Here is an 18,700-nt window from a genome sequence, read left to right as displayed (position 1 = left end):
CCTGAATCGAAGATCAGCGAAGCCTAGGGGGATTCGAAGGGGCTGTCCATGCGGGTTTTCTGCATCACCCGCTGACTGGCGCGCACCAGCCAGGTGGCGAGGATAAACGGCGCGGTCAGCGCGGGCAGGTTCAGGCCGGTGAAGCCGGGCGTGAGGATGATCGCCAGCAGGATGCCGATCAGCGGCAGCCAGGGTTGGCGACGATGCTGGCTGAGGGCCAGGGCGGCCAATGCCGGGTTATAGCTGTGCAGGCCGAGCAGGGCGCTGGCGGGCTCGTCCATCAACAGGGCGATTAACACGCCGAGGCTCGCGCCGGTCAGCGCCCACAAGGCCGCGCGGCGGCTGGCTATTACAAGACCGAGGGCGATCAGCAGGCCGGCGAGGGGTTGGTCCATCAGGATGACTTGGGCCAGACCTGTGAACGGCGCGCAGAGTAGCGCCCAGGTGCGGGGTTCGCTGGCGGCAAATGCGGCGGGCGCGGTGGTGCCCAGCAGCAGCCAGCCGAGTACCACAAACGGTGCGGTGTAGGCGGGCAGGTCATCGGGGTTGGCGGCGCGTTTGAGCCACTGGCGAGTGAGGATTGCGCTGAGGCCACCGCAGGCGAGAATCAACGGCGGCAGCAGTGCCGACCAGCTGAAGTGCTGGCTGATCAGCAAGCCGAGCAGCACGCCGTTGTAGCTATAGAGACCGGCCTGGCGTTCGGCCTTGGGATAGCCGCGGCGTTGGGCGGTCAGCAAGCCGGCGACACCGCCCAGCAGCGCGCCGCCGAGCAGGGCCGGGGCGCCGACCAGGATCGCCAGCAGGCAGAGCAGGCCACACAGCGGGTGGCGCTGCAGGAATATCTGGCTGAAGCCGTTGAGCAGGGCTTCGGCCCAGTCGGGGCAGGGTTGGTTGGGCATGATCAATAATCTGCAGGAAAGCGCCGAATCTTGTGGCGAGGGAGCTTGCTCCCGCTGGGGCGCGCAGCGGCCCCAAAAGATGGGCCTGCTGCGCAGTCCAGCGGGAGCAAGCTCCCTCGCCACAGGGGATTAGATCAATGTCTCGATCCGCAACGAGTTGGTCGACCCCGGCTGCCCGAATGGCACCCCAGCAGTAATCACCAACGTATCCCCACGCTCCGCCATACCCTGTGCCTGGGCAATCTCCAACGCCGTGGAACACACCTCATCCACCTGCCGCAGCCGATCGTTCACCACCGAATGCACGCCCCACGCCACGCTCAAGCGTCGCGCCGTCGACAGGTTCGGTGTCAGGTTCAGAATCGGCACCGCCGGCCGTTCCCGCGCCGCCCGCAAAGTGGAGGTGCCCGACTCGCTGTAGTTCACCAGCACTGCCACCGGCAGGATGCTGCTGATACGGCGGATCGCACAGCTGATGGCGTCCGACACCGTGGCATCCGCCTTGGGCCGGCTGACGTCCAGCTGGGTCTGGTAATCCGGGCCATTTTCCACCTGGCGAATGATCTTGCTCATCATCAGCACGGCCTCCAACGGGTATTCACCGGAAGCGGTTTCCGCCGACAGCATCACCGCGTCCGCCCCTTCCACCACTGCGTTGGCCACGTCGGTGACCTCGGCACGGGTCGGCGCCGGGGAGAAGCGCATGGATTCAAGCATCTGCGTGGCCACCACCACCGGTTTACCCAACTGGCGGCACACACCAATGATGTCCTTCTGGATTTGCGGCACACTTTCCGCCGGCACTTCCACCCCCAGGTCGCCTCTGGCGACCATGATCGCGTCGCTCAGCTCGGCGATTTCCTGCAGGCGCTGCACCGCCGAGGGCTTCTCGATCTTGGCCATCAGGAACGCCTTGTCGCCGATCAACTCGCGGGCTTCGCGGATGTCTTCCGGGCGTTGCACAAACGACAGCGCCACCCAGTCCACCCCCAGTTCCAGGCCGAAGCTCAGGTCGCGGCGGTCCTTGGCGGTCAGCGGGCTGAGCTCCAGCAATGCCTGGGGTACGTTCACGCCTTTGCGGTCCGACAGTTCACCGCCATTGAGCACGGTGGTGTCGATGGCATCGGCGTGCTTGGTGATCACCCGCAGGCGCAGCTTGCCGTCGTCCAGCAGCAGGTCCATGCCGGGCTGCAGGGCCGCGATGATTTCCGGGTGGGGCAGGTTGACCCGCCGCTGGTCACCGGGTGTCGGGTCCAGGTCCAGGCGCAGGGCCTGGCCGCGAATCAGTTGCACTTTTCCTTCGGCAAAACGCCCCACCCGCAGCTTCGGCCCTTGCAGGTCCATGAGGATGCCGAGGGGATAATTGAGCTGGCGTTCCACCTGGCGAATCCACTGGTAGCGTTGGGCGTGGTCGGCATGATCGCCATGGCTGAAGTTCAGGCGAAAGATATTCACCCCGGCTTCCACCAGCTCGCGAATGTCGTCGATGCTGTCGGTGGCCGGGCCCAGCGTGGCGAGGATCTTGACCTTCTTGTCAGGCGTCATGTTCAGGGGACTCTCTTTCAGGGCTTTCAAGAATCAGAATGGCGCGGAAATCGTTGACGTTGGTGCGGGTCGGCTCGGTGATGATCAAGCCGTCGAGGGCCGCGAAGTAACCGTAGCCATTGTTGTTGTCCAGCTCGTCACTGGCGCTCAAGCCCAGGGCTTCGGCGCGGGCGTAGCTGGTGGGCGTCATGATCGCGCCGGCGTTGTCTTCCGAGCCGTCGATGCCGTCGGTGTCACCCGCCAGGGCGTAGACGCCGGGCAGGCCCTTGAGGCTGTCGGTGAGGCTCAGCAGGAATTCGGCGTTGCGTCCGCCACGGCCATTGCCGCGTACGGTGACGGTGGTTTCGCCGCCGGAGAGGATCACGCAAGGCGCCGCCAGGGGTTGGCCGTGCTGGATGATTTGCCGGGCGATACCGGCGTGCACCTTGGCCACGTCCCGCGCTTCGCCTTCCAGGTCGCCGAGGATCAGCGGGCTGAAACCGGCCTGGCGGACTTTCACTGCCACCGCTTCGAGGGATTGCTGCGGACGGGCGATCAGTTGGAAATGGCTACGGGCGAGCACCGGGTCCCCGGGCTTGACGGTTTCCGACTCCGGGCTTTGCAGCCAGGTGCGCACCGACGCCGGGATTTCAATCTGGTAGCGCTTGAGAATCGCCAGCGCCTGTTGCGAGGTACTGGGGTCGCCAACGGTGGGGCCGGAAGCGATGACCGTGGCCTGGTCGCCCGGTACATCGGAAATCGCGTAGGTGTAGACGGTGGCAGGCCAGCTTGCCTTGGCCAGGCGCCCGCCCTTGATCGCCGAGAGGTGCTTGCGCACGCAGTTCATCTCGCCAATGGTGGCGCCGGATTTGAGCAGGGCCTTGTTGATCGCTTGCTTGTCCGCCAGGGTGATGCCGGCGGCCGGAAGGGCGAGCAGTGCAGAGCCGCCGCCGGAGAGCAGGAAGATCACGCGGTCGTCTTCGCCCAGGTTGCTGATCAGCTCCACCACACGCTTGGCCACGGCCTGGCCTGCGGCGTCCGGCACCGGGTGCGCGGCTTCGACCACCTCGATTTTCTTGCAGGGTGCGCCGTGGCCGTAGCGGGTGACCACCAGGCCCGAGACTTCGCCTTGCCAGCAGTTTTCCACCACCAGCGCCATGGCGGCGGCGGCTTTGCCGGCACCGATCACGATGACACGGCCGCTGCGGTCGGCGGGCAGATAGGGTTCGAGGACTTGCCGGGGGTGGGCGGCGTCGATGGCTGTGGCAAACAGCTCGCGAAGCAGGTGTTGCGGATCGACCGACATAAGCGGGCTCCCGGGGATTCTTGTTATTAGGGGTGCATCAAATTCGATGTGAAATGCGGTCAAAAATGTGGGAGCGGGCTTGCTCGCGAAAGCGGTCTACCATTCGACATCCATGCTGACTGATACACCGCTTTCGCGAGCAAGCCCGCTCCCACATTCGATCGCATTTCAACGGGGGTTATTTATCGCGAATCGAAAAATTCGCCATATGTTCCAGGCCCTTGATCAGCGCCGAGTGGTCCCAGTTGCCGCCACCGATGGCGGTGCAGGTGCTGAACACCTGCTGCGTGCCGGCGGTGTTCGGCAGGTTGATCCCCAGCTCCTTGGCACCGGCCAGGGCCAGGTTCAGATCCTTCTGGTGCAGGTTGATGCGGAAGCCCGGATCGAAGGTGCCCTTGATCATGCGCTCGCCATGCACTTCGAGGATTTTCGACGAAGCAAAACCCCCCATCAGTGCTTCACGCACCTTGGCCGGGTCGGCGCCGTTCTTCGAGGCGAACAGCAGCGCTTCCGCCACCGCCTGGATGTTCAACGCAACGATGATCTGGTTGGCCACCTTGGCGGTCTGGCCATCGCCATTGCCGCCCACCAGGGTGATGTTCTTGCCCATGGCCTGGAACAGCGGCAGGGCGCGTTCGAAGGTGTGCGGGTCGCCGCCGATCATGATGCTCAGGGTGCCGGCCTTGGCACCGACTTCACCACCGGACACCGGGGCGTCGAGGTAACGTGCGCCGGTCTCGTTGATCTTCGCGGCGAAGGCCTTGGTGGCGGTGGGCGAGATCGAACTCATGTCGATCACCACTTTGTTCGGCCCAAGGCCTGCGGCGACGCCGTCGGCGCGGAACAGCACATCGTCGACCTGCGGGGTGTCGGGCACCATGACGATGATGAATTCGGCTTCCTGGGCCACTTGCTGCGGGTTGGCCAGGGCCACCGCACCAGCGCTGATCAGTTCAGCCGGCGCCTTGCCGTGATGCTCGGAAAGAAACAGTTGGTGACCGGCCTTTTGCAGGTTGGCAGCCATGGGTTGGCCCATGATGCCGGTGCCGATAAATCCGATTTTAGCCATGACGAAAATCCTCTTATTGTTAGGTGTGCAGGCCTGGCGCGGCCTGCTAAACACAGGAGATCCACTGTGGGAGCGGGCTTGCTCGCGAATGGGGGCCGACATTCAGCATTGATGTCGACTGATCCACCGCTTTCGCGAGCAAGCCCGCTCCCACATTGGGTGCTGTGTTTGTTCAGTTAGATCGCGTTGTGGCTTTTGAGCCAACCCAAACCCGCTTCGGTGGTGGTCAACGGCTTGTACTCACAGCCGACCCAACCCTGATAACCAATGCGGTCCAAATGTTCGAACAGGAAGCGGTAGTTGATCTCACCGGTCCCCGGCTCGTTGCGCCCCGGGTTGTCCGCCAGCTGGATGTGGTTGATCTCACCCAGGTGCGCAGCCATGGTGCGGGCCAGGTCGCCTTCCATGATTTGCATGTGATAGATGTCGTATTGCAGGAACAGGTTGGCACTGCCCACCTGCTCGCGAATCGACAGGGCCTGCGCCGTGTTGTTCAGGTAGAAGCCCGGGATGTCGCGGGTATTGATCATCTCCATCACAAGCCGGATGCCCACCGCCTGCAGCTTGTCGGCGGCGTACTTGAGGTTGGCGACGAAGGTTTTTTCAAGCGTCGCGTCATCCACGCCGGCAGGACGAATCCCCGCCAGGCAGTTGACCTGGGTATTGCCCAGTACCTGGGCGTAGGCGATGGCCAGGTTGACCCCGGCACGGAACTCCTCGACCCGGTCCGGGTGGCAGGCCAGGCCGCGTTCGCCCTTGGCCCAGTCACCGGCCGGCAGGTTGAACAGCACTTGGGTCAGGCCGTGGGCATCGAGTTGCGCCTTGATTTCAGCTGAGCTGAATTCATAGGGAAACAGGTATTCCACACCACTGAACCCCGCGTCGGCGGCGGCTTTGAAACGGGCAAGAAAGTCCTGTTCGGTAAACAGCATGGACAGGTTGGCGGCAAAACGCGGCATGGGGTTCTCCTTAATCGAGCAGTGAAATGGCAGTCGGCGCGTCGTTGCCCACCAGTGCCAGATCTTCGAATTCGTTGACGGCGTTGATCTCGGTGCCCATGGAAATATTGGTCACCCGCTCCAGAATAATCTCAACGATCACCGGAACCTTGAATTCTTCGATCATTTCCTGAGCCTTGCGCAGTGCCGGCTGGATCTGGCCCGGCTCGAACACCCGCAGGGCCTTGCAACCCAGGCCTTCGGCGACGGCCACGTGGTCGACGCCGTAACCGTTGAGTTCCGGTGCGTTGAGGTTGTCGAAGGACAGCTGCACGCAGTAGTCCATTTCAAACCCGCGCTGGGCCTGGCGGATCAGCCCCAGGTAGGAGTTGTTCACCACCACGTGGATGTACGGCAGCTTGAACTGTGCGCCCACGGCCAGCTCTTCGATCATGAACTGGAAGTCATAGTCACCGGACAGTGCCACGACGTTGCGGGTCGGGTCCGCCTTGACCACACCCAGTGCCGCCGGAATGGTCCAGCCGAGCGGGCCGGCCTGGCCGCAGTTGATCCAGTGGCGTGGCTTGTAGACGTGCAGGAACTGCGCGCCGGCAATCTGCGACAGGCCGATGGTGCTGACGTAGCAGGTGTCTTTGCCGAACACCTGGTTCATCTCTTCGTACACCCGTTGCGGCTTGACCGGCACGTTGTCGAAGTGGGTCTTGCGGTGGAGGGTGGCCTTGCGCTGCTGGCAATCGTGGAGCCAGGCGCTGCGGTCCTTGAGCTTGCCGGCGGCTTTCCACTCGCGGGCCACTTCAATGAACATGGTCAATGCAGAGCCGGCGTCGGAAACGATGCCCAGGTCCGGGGTGAATACGCGGCCGATTTGCGTCGGCTCGATGTCCACGTGAATGAATTTGCGGCCCTCGGTGTACACCTCCACCGAACCGGTGTGACGGTTGGCCCAGCGGTTACCGATGCCCAGCACCACGTCCGATTTCAACATCGTGGCGTTGCCATAACGGTGGGACGTTTGCAGGCCGACCATGCCCACCATCTGCGGGTGATCGTCCGGGATCGTGCCCCAGCCCATGAGGGTCGGGATCACCGGGATGCCGGTCAACTCGGCGAATTCCACCAGCAGTTCGCTGGCGTCGGCGTTGATCACGCCACCACCGCTCACCAGCAATGGGCGCTCGGCCTGGTCCAGCAGGGCCAGGGCTTTTTCCACCTGGATGCGGGTCGCCAAAGGCTTGGCCAGGGGCAGTGGTTGGTAGGCGTCGATGTCAAATTCGATCTCGGCCATTTGTACGTCGAATGGCAGGTCGATCAGCACCGGGCCCGGGCGGCCGGAGCGCATTTCATAGAAGGCCTTCTGGAAGGCATACGGCACCTGGCCGGGTTCCAGGACGGTGGTCGCCCACTTGGTCACCGGCTTGACGATGCTGGTGATGTCGACAGCCTGGAAGTCTTCCTTGTGCATGCGTGCCCGTGGCGCCTGGCCGGTGATGCACAGGATCGGGATCGAGTCCGCCGAGGCGCTGTACAGGCCGGTGACCATGTCGGTGCCCGCCGGGCCCGAGGTGCCGATGCACACGCCGATATTGCCGGCCTTGGTGCGGGTGTAGCCCTCGGCCATGTGCGAGGCGCCTTCAACGTGGCGAGCAAGGACGTGATCGATGCCACCGACCTTCTGCAAGGCCGAATACAGCGGGTTGATCGCGGCGCCCGGGATACCGAAGGCGGTGTCGACCCCTTCGCGGCGCATCACCAGGACAGCGGCTTCGATTGCTCTCATTTTGCTCATGGTTTTGGTGCCTCTTGCGTTTTGTAATTGTATACAAGTGGTGTTGGTCCGAAGTGTATTCACGGCGAGCGGGGCAGGTCAATCCATTTTCTTGGGTGGCCTTTACGTTCGTCGGAAGGCTTATGGACGGGAATATTTCGACGTGTGGTGCGTATGTTTTGAAATATTGTATACAAAAAATAAATCTATTGTGTTCTATTTGTTTGATCGAGCTTCTGATCAGACAGAGCCCCACGGCTTTCCCATAACAAGATAAGGACGGCACCCATGAGCGCTTTAACCTTGAAAGTCGCAGTCAACCTGGCCAGCCACGCCATCGCGGCAGGCCGCACCATTTCGGCGGCACCGCTGACCGTTGCGGTACTCGACAGCGGCGGGCATTTGATAACGTTGCAGCGCGAGGATGGCGCGAGCCTGCTGCGCCCGCAGATCGCGATTGGCAAGGCCTGGGGTGCGATAGCCCTGGGCAAGGGCTCGCGCTTGCTGGCGCTGGACGCACAGCAACGGCCGGCGTTTATTGCCGCGCTGAACAGCCTGGGGCAGGGCAGCGTGGTGCCGGCGCCGGGCGGGGTGTTGATCCGGGATCAGGCGGGTGTGGTGCTGGGCGCGATCGGGATCAGCGGGGATACGTCGGATATTGACGAGCAGTGTGCGATCAGTGCGATCGAGGGGTTGGGGTTGTTGGCGGATGCGGGGGTTACTGCTTGATGTGAGGTGACTGGTCGGGCCTCTTCGCGAGCAAGCCCGCTCCCACATTTGACTGCATTCCAAGGCTGGAACTCGGTCAAATGTGGGAGCGGGCTTGCTCGCGAAAGGGGCGACTCGGTCCCGGACCTAAACCCAAACCGCATCCCACAGCGGATAGTCGCCAATCCGCTCCACCAACCCTGCTCTTAATGGGGTGGCCACGACATACCGAGCCATCTTCACCAAGTCATCGTCCTTGCGCAGCGCACGATCATGAAAGCTGGTTTGCCATAGCCGCCCTCTGCGGCCCGTAGCGCCATTAACGGTTCGAGTGCTTTTGGACTTCACCTGGCACATCAGGTCTCCCAATGAGCCTTTTTGCAGCTCAATCAACCAGTGAAAGTGGTCGGGCATGACCACCCAGGCCAGGGAGTTCGCCAGCCCTTGATACTGGGCGAGCCGGAATTGCCAGACCACCAGGCGGCCGAGATAAAAATCACTGAATATCGGCGCGCGTTCGTGGGTGTTGGTGGTGATCAGGTAGATGCGGTTGGACTCGCTGAATCGCCCGATGCGCAGGCGATGCGAAGCAGCTGGATCAGGCATTCCTTTGCCTCTCTTCAGGTGGGGGTCTGAGAGGCTAGATCGGGGAATCTGGAGATGATGGTTTGGCTTTGTGCAGGATGTGTCTGGGAGGGCGCTTTCGCGAGCAAGCCCGCTCCCACATTGGATCTGCGGCGTTTAAACAATTTATGTCTGGCACAAATTCAAATGTGGGAGCGGGCTTGCTCGCGAATCTTGAAGACGCTGCGGTCTATCAGTCCCGCTCACACCCCTTCAACACCAACCGAATAATCGTCTGCGCCGCCGCCTCATAATCCGCTTCATCCAACTTCGCCTTGCCGGTCACCGCCGAAATCTGCCAGTCAAAATCCGCATACGTCTGCGTCGCCGCCCAAATGCTGAACATCAGGTGATGCGGATCAATCGGCGCAATCAGCCCACGGTCCACCCAGCTCTGGATGCAGTCGATGTTGTGCTTGGCCTGGGCATTCAGCTGTTCCACCTGCTCGGGGCTTAAATGCGGGGCGCCGTGCATGATCTCACTGGCAAACACTTTCGAGGCAAACGGCAAATCCCGGGAGATGCAGATCTTCGAGCGGATGTACCCGCTCAGCACGGCCGAAGGGTCGCCATCAGGATTGAACGGTGTGGAGGCCGCCAGGATCGGCTCGATAATGCTTTCGAGCACCTCGCGATAGAGGTTGTCCTTGGACTTGAAGTAGTAGTAGACGTTGGGCTTGGGCAGCCCGGCCTTGGCGGCGATGTCGCTGGTTTTGGTCGCGGCGAAGCCCTTGTCGGCAAACTCCTCACTGGCAGCCCGCAGGATCAGTTCTTTGTTGCGCTCGCGAATGGTGCTCATAGACCAGGAGGTTCCTTGCCAAGACAGGCGGTCTGGCATGGTAGCACCGGCTTTGCGCAGGGCTCAAGAATCCCGCCGCAGCCCTTGCATGGCGGGGCGCCCAGCTGACTTTGTCTGTCTTGATGCTGAACGCATTCACGGTCGTACAGGCACAGCTCGAGCGCGCTGCTAGAGTTCAGGCAGCGAGCGGCCATTTAGCCTGGCCGCCGCTTCCTGTTTTCGGCGTTCGAGAGAGAAACCCGTGGAGAAAAGCAGACGACGTACGTTCGCCTGGGCCGTTGGCACGTTGTTACTGGTAGCGTTGTTGATTGCCCTGGGTTTGCACTTCTTTGCAGGCGGGCACAAAGGCCGGCCGGCCGTCACCGGCGAACCGGTGGCCGTGGTGCCGGTGGTGTTGCAGGACGTGCCGGTGTATATCGATGCCCTCGGCACCGTCACCCCCACCCGCAGTGTGACCGTGGTCACCCAGGTCGATGGCATCCTCAGCAGCGTGGAATTCAAGGAAGGCCAGCACGTCAGCAAGGGCCAGGTGATTGCGCGGATCGATGACCGTGCTCTCAAGGCCCAACTGGCCGTGGCCAAGGGTACCCTGGCCCACGACCAGGCTGTGTTGAGCAATGCCCAGCGCGATCTGGTGCGCTACCGCGAACTGGTCAAGGCCGGTTCTACCAGCCAGCAAACCGTCGACACCCAGGCGTCCTTGGTCCAGCAACAACTGGGCACCGTGGCCGCCGACCAGGGCAATGTGCAGAACCTTGAAGTGCAGGTCGGCTACTGCACCATCACTTCGCCGGTCGACGGTGTGGTGGGCCTGCGCCTGGTCGACCCCGGCAATTACGTCACCACCACCAGCACCACCGGCATCGTGGTGATTACCCAGATGAACCCGGCCACCGTGGTGTTCGCGGTCCCCGAGGACGACTTGGGCGCTATCAACCAGGCCCTGGGCCGTGGCGTCGTGACGGTGCTGGCCTACGACCGCAACAAGAAAGCCCTGCTGGCCACCGGCAGCCTGTTGGCCCTGGACAACCAGGTAGACACCTCCACCGGCACCATCAAGGTCAAGGCGCAGTTCGATGATTCGGGCAGTGCGCTGTTCCCCAACCAGTTCGTCAATGCGCGCCTGAAGGCCGACACCCTGGCCCAGGTTGCCGTGGTGCCCACCCGGGCGATCCAGCATGGCAGCAAGGGCGATTTTGTGTTCGTGGTGAATGGCGACAAGGCCAGCCTGCGCAACATCAAGACCGGCCCATCGATGGGCGATGTGTCGGCGGTGCTCGAAAACGGGGTCAAGCCAGGCGAGCAGGTGATCACCGAAGGCGCCGACAAACTGGATGACGGTTCGGCGGTGAAGGTCGTCGCCCAGTGAGGAGCTGCCGAGCATGAACATTTCGCGGCCCTTTATCGAACGTCCCGTCGCCACCACCTTGATGATGGTCGCGGTGCTGTTGCTGGGCATGTTGGGGTATCACCTGTTGTCGGTGTCGGCGTTGCCTGAAGTCGACTACCCGACCATCCAGGTCTTCACCCAATACCCCGGCGCCAGCCCGGACGTGGTCAGCTCCTCGATCACCGCGCCGCTGGAGCGCCAGCTCGGCGAGATGCCGGGCCTCAAGTCGATGAACTCCACCAGCTCCGACGGCGCTTCGGTGGTGACCCTGCAATTCGACCTGTCGCTGTCCCTGGATGTGGCAGAGCAGGAAGTGCAGGCCGCGATCAACGCCGCCGGCACCTTCCTGCCGGCCAACCTGCCGTACCCACCGGTATACAGCAAGGTCAATCCGGCGGATGCGCCGGTGCTGACCCTGTCCCTGACCTCCGATGTGTTGCCGCTGACCAAGGTCGAGGACCTGGCGGATACACGGCTGGCGCAGAAGATCTCGCAGATCACTGGCGTCGGCCTGGTGACCATCAGCGGCGGTCAGCGCCCGGCGGTGCGGGTCGAGGCGAATACCTCGGCGCTCAATAGCCTCGGCCTGTCCATTGATGACCTGCGCACCTCCCTCGGCACGGCCAACGTCAACCAGGCCAAGGGCAATATCGACGGCAAGTTCCAGGCGTATTCGATTGGTGCCAACGACCAGCTGCAATCGGCCGAGGAATACCGCGACCTGGTGATCGCCTATAAAAATGGCGCGCCGATTCGCCTGTCACAGATCGCCAGTTCCACCCAGGGCCCGGAGAACCCGCGCCAGGCAGCGTGGACCAACAGCACGCCGTCGATTGTGCTGAACATCCAGCGCCAGCCAGGCGCCAACGTGATCCAGGTGGTCGACCGCGTGCAGCAATTGCTGCCCAAGCTGCGGGCCAGTTTGCCGGGTACCTTGAAGGTCGATGTGCTGACCGACCGCACGCAAACCATCCGCGCCTCGGTCACCGATGTGCAGTACGAACTGGCGGTGGCGGTGCTGCTGGTGGTGATCGTGATTTTCATTTTCCTGCGCGACGTTGCGGCGACGGTTATTCCGGCAGTCACCGTGCCGCTGACGCTGGTGGGCACCCTGGCGGTGGCCTATGCGCTGGGCTTCTCCCTGAACAACCTGACACTGATGGCGCTGACTATCGCCATCGGGTTCGTGGTGGACGACGCCATCGTGATGATCGAAAACATCACACGCTATATCGAGGCGGGCGACTCGCCGCTGGAGGCGGCGCTCAAGGGTTCGGAGCAAATCGGCTTCACGATTATTTCGCTGTCGATTGCGCTGATTGCAGTGATGATCCCGCTGCTGTTCATGGGCGATGTGGTCGGCCGGCTGTTCCGCGAATTCGCCATGACCGTGGCCGTGACCATCGTTATCTCGGCGTTCATCTCCCTGACCCTCACGCCGATGATGTGCGCGCGGATGCTCAAGAATAAGCACCAGGAACGCCGCGCGGATTTCTTCGACCGCATCAACACCCACTACGTGCGTGGCCTTGACTGGGTGTTGGCGCACCGCACCTTGACCCTGATCTCGATAGCGCTCACCGCCGCGCTGACCCTGATGATTCTGGTGATCATGCCGAAGGGCTTTTTCCCCGACCAGGACACCGGGCTGATCCAGGGTATTTCCCAGGCGGCGCCGACGGTTTCGTTCCAGCAGATGCAGACCGAGCAACAGCGCCTGGCCGCGCGAATCCTCAAGGACCCGGCGGTGCAAAGCTTGTCGTCCTTTGTGGGTATCGACCAGACCAACCCGACCATCAACCAGGGCAACCTGCTGATCAACCTCAAGCCGCGCGGCGAGCGTGACAGTGCCACCGAGGTGATCCGCCGGCTCTCCGATGCCAACGCCGACGACGCCGGGATCCGCCTGTACCTGCACTCGGTACAGGACCTGACCCTCGACGCCACGGTGTCCACCACCAGCTACCGCCTGGGCCTGCAAGCCACCGATCCGGACGAACTGGAAACGTGGACGAACAAGCTGCTGGCGGCGATCAAGCAAGACCCGATGTTCACCGACGTGCAAAGCCAGGCGATGCAATTCGGCAATCAGATCCAGCTGACCTTTGACCGCGCCACCGCCTCGCGCCTTGGTATCACGCCCCAGGCGATCGACGATGTGCTGTATGACGCCTTCGGCCAGCGCCAGGTCTCGACGATCTACACCCAGCTCAACCAGTACCACGTGGTGATCGCCACCGACCATCCGCCGCGCAACTTGCCGGACCTGCTCACCGGGTTGTACGTGGACATTCCCGGTGGCGGTGTGGCGCCGCTGTCGAGCATGGCGACCATGCAGGTGGTGCGTACGCCCGTGACCATCAACCGCCTGGGTCAGTTTCCGTATGCCGACGTGTCGTTCAACCTTGCTCCGGGCCAGACCCTTGGCACGGCAGTGACGCGGCTCAAGGACATCGAGGCCAAGGTCGGCTTGCCGCTGTCGGTGCAGGCCAACCTGGAAGGCGCGGCGGCGACGTTCGAACAGTCGCTGTCCAACCAGGTATTCCTGGTGGTGGCGGCGATTGTGGTGGTGTACCTGATGCTGGGGATTCTGTACGAGAGCTTCGTGCACCCGGTGACGATCCTTTCGACGCTGCTCTCGGCAGCGCTCGGGGCCTTGCTGGCACTGCTGGTGACCGGCACGCAGTTCGACATTATCGGTTTGATTGGCATTGTGTTGCTGATCGGCATCGTGATGAAAAACGGCATCATGATGGTCGACTTTGCCCTGGAGTTATTACGCGAGGGCGGCCTGAGCCCCACGGCCGCGATCCGCCAGGCGGCAGAGTTGCGGTTCCGGCCGATCCTGATGACCAGCATGGCGTCGCTGTTCGGCGCGGTGCCGCTGGCGCTCGGTACGGGGATTGGTTCGGAGCTGCGTCACCCGCTGGGCATCGCGATTATCGGCGGTCTTTTGTTGAGCCAGTTGCTGACGCTGTTCTCTACGCCGGTGATCTTCCTCGCCATGCACGGCCTGGGGCAGCGCTTCAGCCGCCGCCCGGCTGAAGCGGTCTGATGGCAATGAACCTCAGCGCGCCGTTTGTTCGCCGCCCGATTGCAACCACCTTGATGGCGGCCGGCCTCGCGCTGTTTGGCGCGCTGGCCTTCATGCTGTTGCCGGTGGCGCCGTTGCCGGAGGTGGATTTCCCGACCATCAGCGTCAGCGCCTCGTTGCCCGGCGCCGATCCGACCACCGTCGCCAGTTCAGTGGCCACGCCCCTGGAGCGCCAGTTCGGGCAGATCGCCGGGGTCACGCAGATGACCTCATCCAGCAGCTTGGGCTCGGCGCGGATCATTTTGCAGTTCGACCTGAATCGCGACATCGACGGCGCCGCGCGGGATGTGCAGGCGGCGATCAATGCCGCCCGCAGCAACCTGCCCAGCGACCTGTCCGGCAACCCGACGTACCGCAAGGTCAACCCGGCGGATTCGCCGATTCTGATCATCAGCCTGACCTCCGACAGCGCCACGCCGGGGCAGATGTATGACGTGGCCTCGACCCTGCTGGAGCAGATGTTGTTGCAGACTACCGGGGTCGGTGACGTGACGGTGGGCGGCGGCGCGCTGCCGGCGGTGCGGGTGGAATTGAACCCCGACCGGCTCAACCAGTACGGCGTGAGCCTGGAGCAGGTGCGCCAGGTGATCAACGCCTCCAACGTCAACTTGCCCAAGGGCAACGTGGCCATCGGTGATCGCAACTACGGCATTGCGGCGAATGACCAGTTGCTCGATGAAAAGGACTACGGGCCGCTGGTGGTCAAGGCCCACAACGGCGACCTGATCCATATCGCCGACCTGGGCTACGTGCGCGAAGACGTGCAGGACCTGCGCAACTTCGGCCTGTCCAACGGTAAGCCGGCAGTATTGCTGGTGGTGTTCAAGCAGCCGGGCGCCAACGTGATCGAAACGGTGGACGCGGTGAAAGCCTCGCTGCCGTTCCTGCAAAGCTCGATTCCGGCGACGATCAAGCTCAACCTGCTGATGGACCGCACCACCACCATTCGCGCCTCGTTGCATGACGTCGAGATCACGTTGCTGGTGTCGATCCTGCTGGTGACCCTGGTGACCTTCGGCTTCTTCCGCGACTGGCGCAGCACCCTGGTGCCGGCGATTGTGGTGCCGCTGTCGCTGCTCGGCACCTTCGGCGCGATGTACTTCCTCGGCTACAGCCTGAACAACCTGTCACTCATGGCGCTGACGATTTCCACCGGCTTTGTGGTGGACGATGCGATTGTGGTGGTGGAAAACATCATGCGCCACCTGGAGCGCGGCAAGACCCGGGTGGAAGCGGCGCTGGCCGGTGCCCAGGAAGTCGGCTTCACGGTACTGACCATCAGCGTGTCGCTGGTGGCGGTGTTTATTCCGCTGCTGCTGATGGGCGGGATTGTCGGGCGGCTGTTCCGCGAGTTTTCGGTATCGTTGTCGGTGGCCATCGTGATCTCGATGCTGATCTCGCTGACGGTTACACCGATGCTCGCCAGCGTGCTGCTGCGCGCGCCGAAAGCGATTCATGAAGGCAATGAACACCCGGACTCGCGCTTTCACCGCTTCTACGATCGCACCCTCGGTTGGGTGATCGACCATACGGTGCTGATGGGTTTTGTGACGGTGTTGGTGATCGTGCTCGCCGGCGTGTTGTACGTGCTGGTGCCCAAGGGTTTTTTCCCCCAGGAAGACACCGGGCGCTTGCAGGGCAGCATCCTGGCGAACCAGAGCATTTCCTATGGGGCGATGCAGAAGGACTTCACCGAGATCAACCGCAAGGTGATGAAAAACCCGAACGTCGAAACCGTCGCCGGGTTTGTCGGCGGTGGCGGAGGGGGCGGCGGGGCGGTCAACAGCGCGCAGATGTTTGTATTGCTCAAGCCCCTGGGCGAGCGCAAGGACAACGCCACCGAAATCATCGGCCAGATCCGCCGCAGCCTCGGCGACTTGCCGGGCACCAAGCTGTATTTGCAGTCGGCCCAGGACATCACCGTGGGTGGCCGGCAAAGTGGCGCGCAATACCAATACACCCTGACCGCCGATGACCAGGAGTCGCTGGACGAATGGGTGCCCAAGGTGGTGGCGGTGCTGCGCAAATTGCCGCAACTCACCGACCTCAATACCGACCAGCAAGACAACAGCTTGCTGGCCAATGTGCAAATCAACCGGGACACGGCGGCGCGCCTCGGGGTGAGTGTCTCGGCGGTCGACCAGACGCTGTACGACGCCTTTGGCCAGCGCCAGGTCGCGACCCTGTATCGCGCGGCCAACCAGTACCACGTGGTGATGGAAATCGCGCCGGAATACTGGACCGACCCTTCCGCGCTCAAGGGCATTTATGTGCCGACGGGCACCCAGGCCACGACCACCAAGGGCACCACGGCGGCGCCCAACCTGACCACCGGGCAGACCCTGGTGCCACTCTCGGCACTGGCGGATAACACGGTGGCGCGCACCGCAATTTCCATCAGTCACCAGGGCACGTTCCCGGCGGTGACAGTCTCGTTCAACCTAGCGCCCGGCACGTCCATCGGCCAGGCCACGGCGATGGTGGACGATGCGGTGAAGCAACTGCGCATGCCCGCCAGTGTGGTCGGCCAGTTTGCCGGTACGGCCCAGGTGTTCCAGTCGTCGGTGGCCAGTGAGCCACTGCTGATCGTCGCTGCGTTGCTGTGCGTGTATATCGTGCTGGGCATCCTCTACGAAAACCTGACGCACCCGCTGACCATTCTTTCGACCCTGCCCTCGGCCGGCGTCGGTGCGTTGATCGCCTTGCTGCTGACCGGCACCGAGCTGTCGATCATTGCGCTGGTGGGGGTGATTCTGTTGATTGGTATCGTGAAGAAAAACGCGATCATGATGATCGACTTCGCGATCACCGAGCGGCGGGAGTTCGGCCTCACGGCCAAGGAAGCGATTCGCCGAGCGTGCCTGATCCGTTTCCGGCCGATCATGATGACGACCCTGGCGGCGATCCTTGGCGCGCTGCCGCTGGTGCTCGGCACCGGTTATGGCTCTGAGTTGCGCCGGCCGTTGGGGATTTCGATTATTGGTGGCCTGCTGTTCAGCCAGGTGCTGACGCTGTACACCACCCCGGTGATCTACCTGTGGCTCGACCGGGCGTCACAGCGCCTGGGTCGGCGTAAGGAAGCAAGGTTATGAACGTGAAATACAGCGTGCTTTGCATCAGCCTGCTGCTCGGCGGCTGCATGGTCGGGCCCGATTACCAGAAGCCCGCCATGGAGCTGCCGCAGTCGTTCAAGGAAGGCGCGCAGTGGCAGCGCGCGGCGGCTAACCCCCAAGGGGCGATGGACAGTCAGTGGTGGCTGGCTTATCAGGATCCGGTACTGAACGATTTGGTGGCGCGCTCGGCCAAGGCCAACCAGTCGATCATCGCGGCGGAGGCCGCGTACCGTTTGGCTCAGGCGCAGGTGGCGTCCAGCCGGGCCGGTTTGTGGCCGACGGTGGGCGTGGGGTTGTCGGGTTCGCGGGGAACGGCGGGCAGCGGCAGCGGTACGTCGACTACCGGCACCACGACGGGCGGCGTCGCGAACAGCGTCAGCGCAACCTTGACCGCCAGTTGGGAGCCGGACCTGTGGGGCCTGGTGCGGCGCGGGATAGAGTCCAGCCAGGCGACGGCCCAGCAATCGGATGCGTTGCTGGCCGGGGTGCGGCTGTCCATCAGTTCCAGCGTGGCGAGTAACTACCTCGCCCTGCGGCAGATGGACATCGACGTGCGCCTGTTGCAGCAACAACAGAAGATCAACCAGCAACTGCTGGACATGATCCAGGTGCAGTTCACCCAGGGCGTCGCCACCAACGACCAGTTGCTGGTGGCTCAGGACCAGTTGACCACCTCGATTGCCGACTTGCAGACCTCCCTGCGCGACCGCGAGCAATACGAACACGCGCTGGCTGTGCTGGTGGGCGTGGCGCCGAGTGAATTCAGCGTGGCGGTGCGCAATGACTACAGCTTCGTGGTCCCGCGGCCACCGTTGACCTTGCCGTCTACCCTGCTGCAACGGCGTCCCGATGTGGTGGCGGCGGAGCGCTCGGCAGCGGCGGCCAACGCGAAAATCGGCGTGGCTGAAGCCGCATTCTTCCCAACCCTGGATCTTACTGCCGAGGCCGGTTACCGCGGCAGTGCGTTGGGCGGGTTGTTCTCCCTGCCCAATCGCATCTGGACGTTGGGCCCGGCGCTGGCGGAAACCCTGTTCGATGGCGGCGCCCGCGAAGCGGCGGTCAAGCAGGCCGAGGCCAGCTATGACCAGATCGCCGCGACCTACAAGGGCACCGTGCTCAGCGCCTTGCAGAACGTTGAAGACAACCTGTCGGCAATCAACCACCTGCAAACCCAGGCCGATGCGTTCCAGCAGGTGTACCAGCGTAATCAGCAACTGTTCGGCAGCCAGGAAGCACAGTTGCGCGCCGGCACCGTGAGCCAGGAGGCCGTGCTGACCCAGCAACTGGTGTTGCTGCAAGCCGAGCAGAATCTTCGCGACACCCAGGGCCAGCTCAGCCAGGGCAGTGTGGCGCTGATCCAGAGCCTGGGCGGTGGTTGGCAAACCCCTCAGCACTGAACGGCTCGCTAACCCGGTGTGCGCCGCGTTATTCTCGGCGCACTTTGAATCAC

Annotated in this window: 13 protein-coding genes; 5 read left to right on the top strand and 8 right to left on the bottom strand. The window is 63.0% G+C overall.

Features of this window, described 5'->3' with window-relative positions:
* Positions 1–23: 23 nt before the first annotated feature.
* From HX805_RS08385 to gcl, 6 genes are all read right to left on the bottom strand, one after another.
* Positions 24–899, bottom strand: a complete 876-nt coding sequence (locus tag HX805_RS08385; protein ID WP_177116755.1) for an urea transporter — start codon at positions 897–899, stop codon at positions 24–26.
* A gap of 129 nt (positions 900–1,028) precedes the next feature.
* Positions 1,029–2,444 carry a pyruvate kinase gene (gene pyk, locus HX805_RS08380; RefSeq protein WP_177116754.1) on the bottom strand — a complete coding sequence of 472 codons (1,416 nt, stop codon included), beginning with the start codon at positions 2,442–2,444 and terminating at the stop codon, positions 1,029–1,031.
* Positions 2,434–3,729 carry a glycerate kinase gene (locus tag HX805_RS08375; protein ID WP_177116753.1) on the bottom strand — a complete coding sequence of 432 codons (1,296 nt, stop codon included), beginning with the start codon at positions 3,727–3,729 and terminating at the stop codon, positions 2,434–2,436. The genes pyk and HX805_RS08375 overlap by 11 nt, the downstream gene beginning before the upstream one ends.
* A gap of 178 nt (positions 3,730–3,907) precedes the next feature.
* Positions 3,908–4,798, bottom strand: a complete 891-nt coding sequence (locus tag HX805_RS08370) for a 2-hydroxy-3-oxopropionate reductase (protein ID WP_003210595.1) — start codon at positions 4,796–4,798, stop codon at positions 3,908–3,910.
* Between the two features lie 176 nt (positions 4,799–4,974).
* Positions 4,975–5,757, bottom strand: a complete 783-nt coding sequence (hyi, locus tag HX805_RS08365) for a hydroxypyruvate isomerase (RefSeq protein WP_008432625.1) — start codon at positions 5,755–5,757, stop codon at positions 4,975–4,977.
* Between the two features lie 10 nt (positions 5,758–5,767).
* Positions 5,768–7,543 (bottom strand): glyoxylate carboligase, encoded by a 1,776-nt coding sequence (gcl, locus tag HX805_RS08360; RefSeq protein ID WP_003210593.1) that lies wholly within the window; start codon positions 7,541–7,543, stop codon positions 5,768–5,770.
* A gap of 267 nt (positions 7,544–7,810) precedes the next feature.
* Here gcl and HX805_RS08355 point away from each other — a divergent pair, with 267 nt between their 5' ends.
* Positions 7,811–8,251 carry a heme-binding protein gene (locus tag HX805_RS08355; RefSeq protein WP_003210592.1) on the top strand — a complete coding sequence of 147 codons (441 nt, stop codon included), beginning with the start codon at positions 7,811–7,813 and terminating at the stop codon, positions 8,249–8,251.
* A 126-nt stretch (positions 8,252–8,377) separates the two neighbouring features.
* Here the strand turns inward: HX805_RS08355 and HX805_RS08350 are convergent, their stop codons facing one another.
* Positions 8,378–8,836: a transposase gene (locus HX805_RS08350; protein WP_177116752.1), complete on the bottom strand. Its 459-nt coding sequence runs from the start codon at positions 8,834–8,836 to the stop codon at positions 8,378–8,380.
* 211 nt (positions 8,837–9,047) lie between these two features.
* Positions 9,048–9,653, bottom strand: a complete 606-nt coding sequence (locus HX805_RS08345) for a TetR/AcrR family transcriptional regulator (RefSeq protein WP_003210590.1) — start codon at positions 9,651–9,653, stop codon at positions 9,048–9,050.
* A gap of 241 nt (positions 9,654–9,894) precedes the next feature.
* On the opposite strand from HX805_RS08345, the gene HX805_RS08340 reads away from it, so the two are divergent.
* Genes HX805_RS08340 through HX805_RS08325 form a run of 4 tightly spaced genes read left to right on the top strand, consistent with a single transcriptional unit; the run spans position 9,895 to position 18,647 of the window.
* Positions 9,895–11,022: an efflux RND transporter periplasmic adaptor subunit gene (locus HX805_RS08340; RefSeq protein ID WP_102606152.1), complete on the top strand. Its 1,128-nt coding sequence runs from the start codon at positions 9,895–9,897 to the stop codon at positions 11,020–11,022.
* 13 nt (positions 11,023–11,035) lie between these two features.
* Positions 11,036–14,098 (top strand): efflux RND transporter permease subunit, encoded by a 3,063-nt coding sequence (locus tag HX805_RS08335; RefSeq protein WP_003210588.1) that lies wholly within the window; start codon positions 11,036–11,038, stop codon positions 14,096–14,098.
* A gap of 5 nt (positions 14,099–14,103) precedes the next feature.
* Positions 14,104–17,229: an efflux RND transporter permease subunit gene (locus HX805_RS08330; protein ID WP_177116829.1), complete on the top strand. Its 3,126-nt coding sequence runs from the start codon at positions 14,104–14,106 to the stop codon at positions 17,227–17,229.
* Positions 17,226–18,647, top strand: a complete 1,422-nt coding sequence (locus tag HX805_RS08325; RefSeq protein ID WP_177116751.1) for an efflux transporter outer membrane subunit — start codon at positions 17,226–17,228, stop codon at positions 18,645–18,647. Before HX805_RS08330 ends, HX805_RS08325 begins: the two co-directional genes overlap by 4 nt.
* Positions 18,648–18,700: the final 53 nt, after the last annotated feature.

This window comes from Pseudomonas sp. G5001 (assembly GCF_013385475.1).
GTDB lineage: Bacteria > Pseudomonadota > Gammaproteobacteria > Pseudomonadales > Pseudomonadaceae > Aquipseudomonas.
Note: the sequence above shows the minus strand (reverse complement) of the source record. Positions and strands in the feature narration are given on the sequence as shown.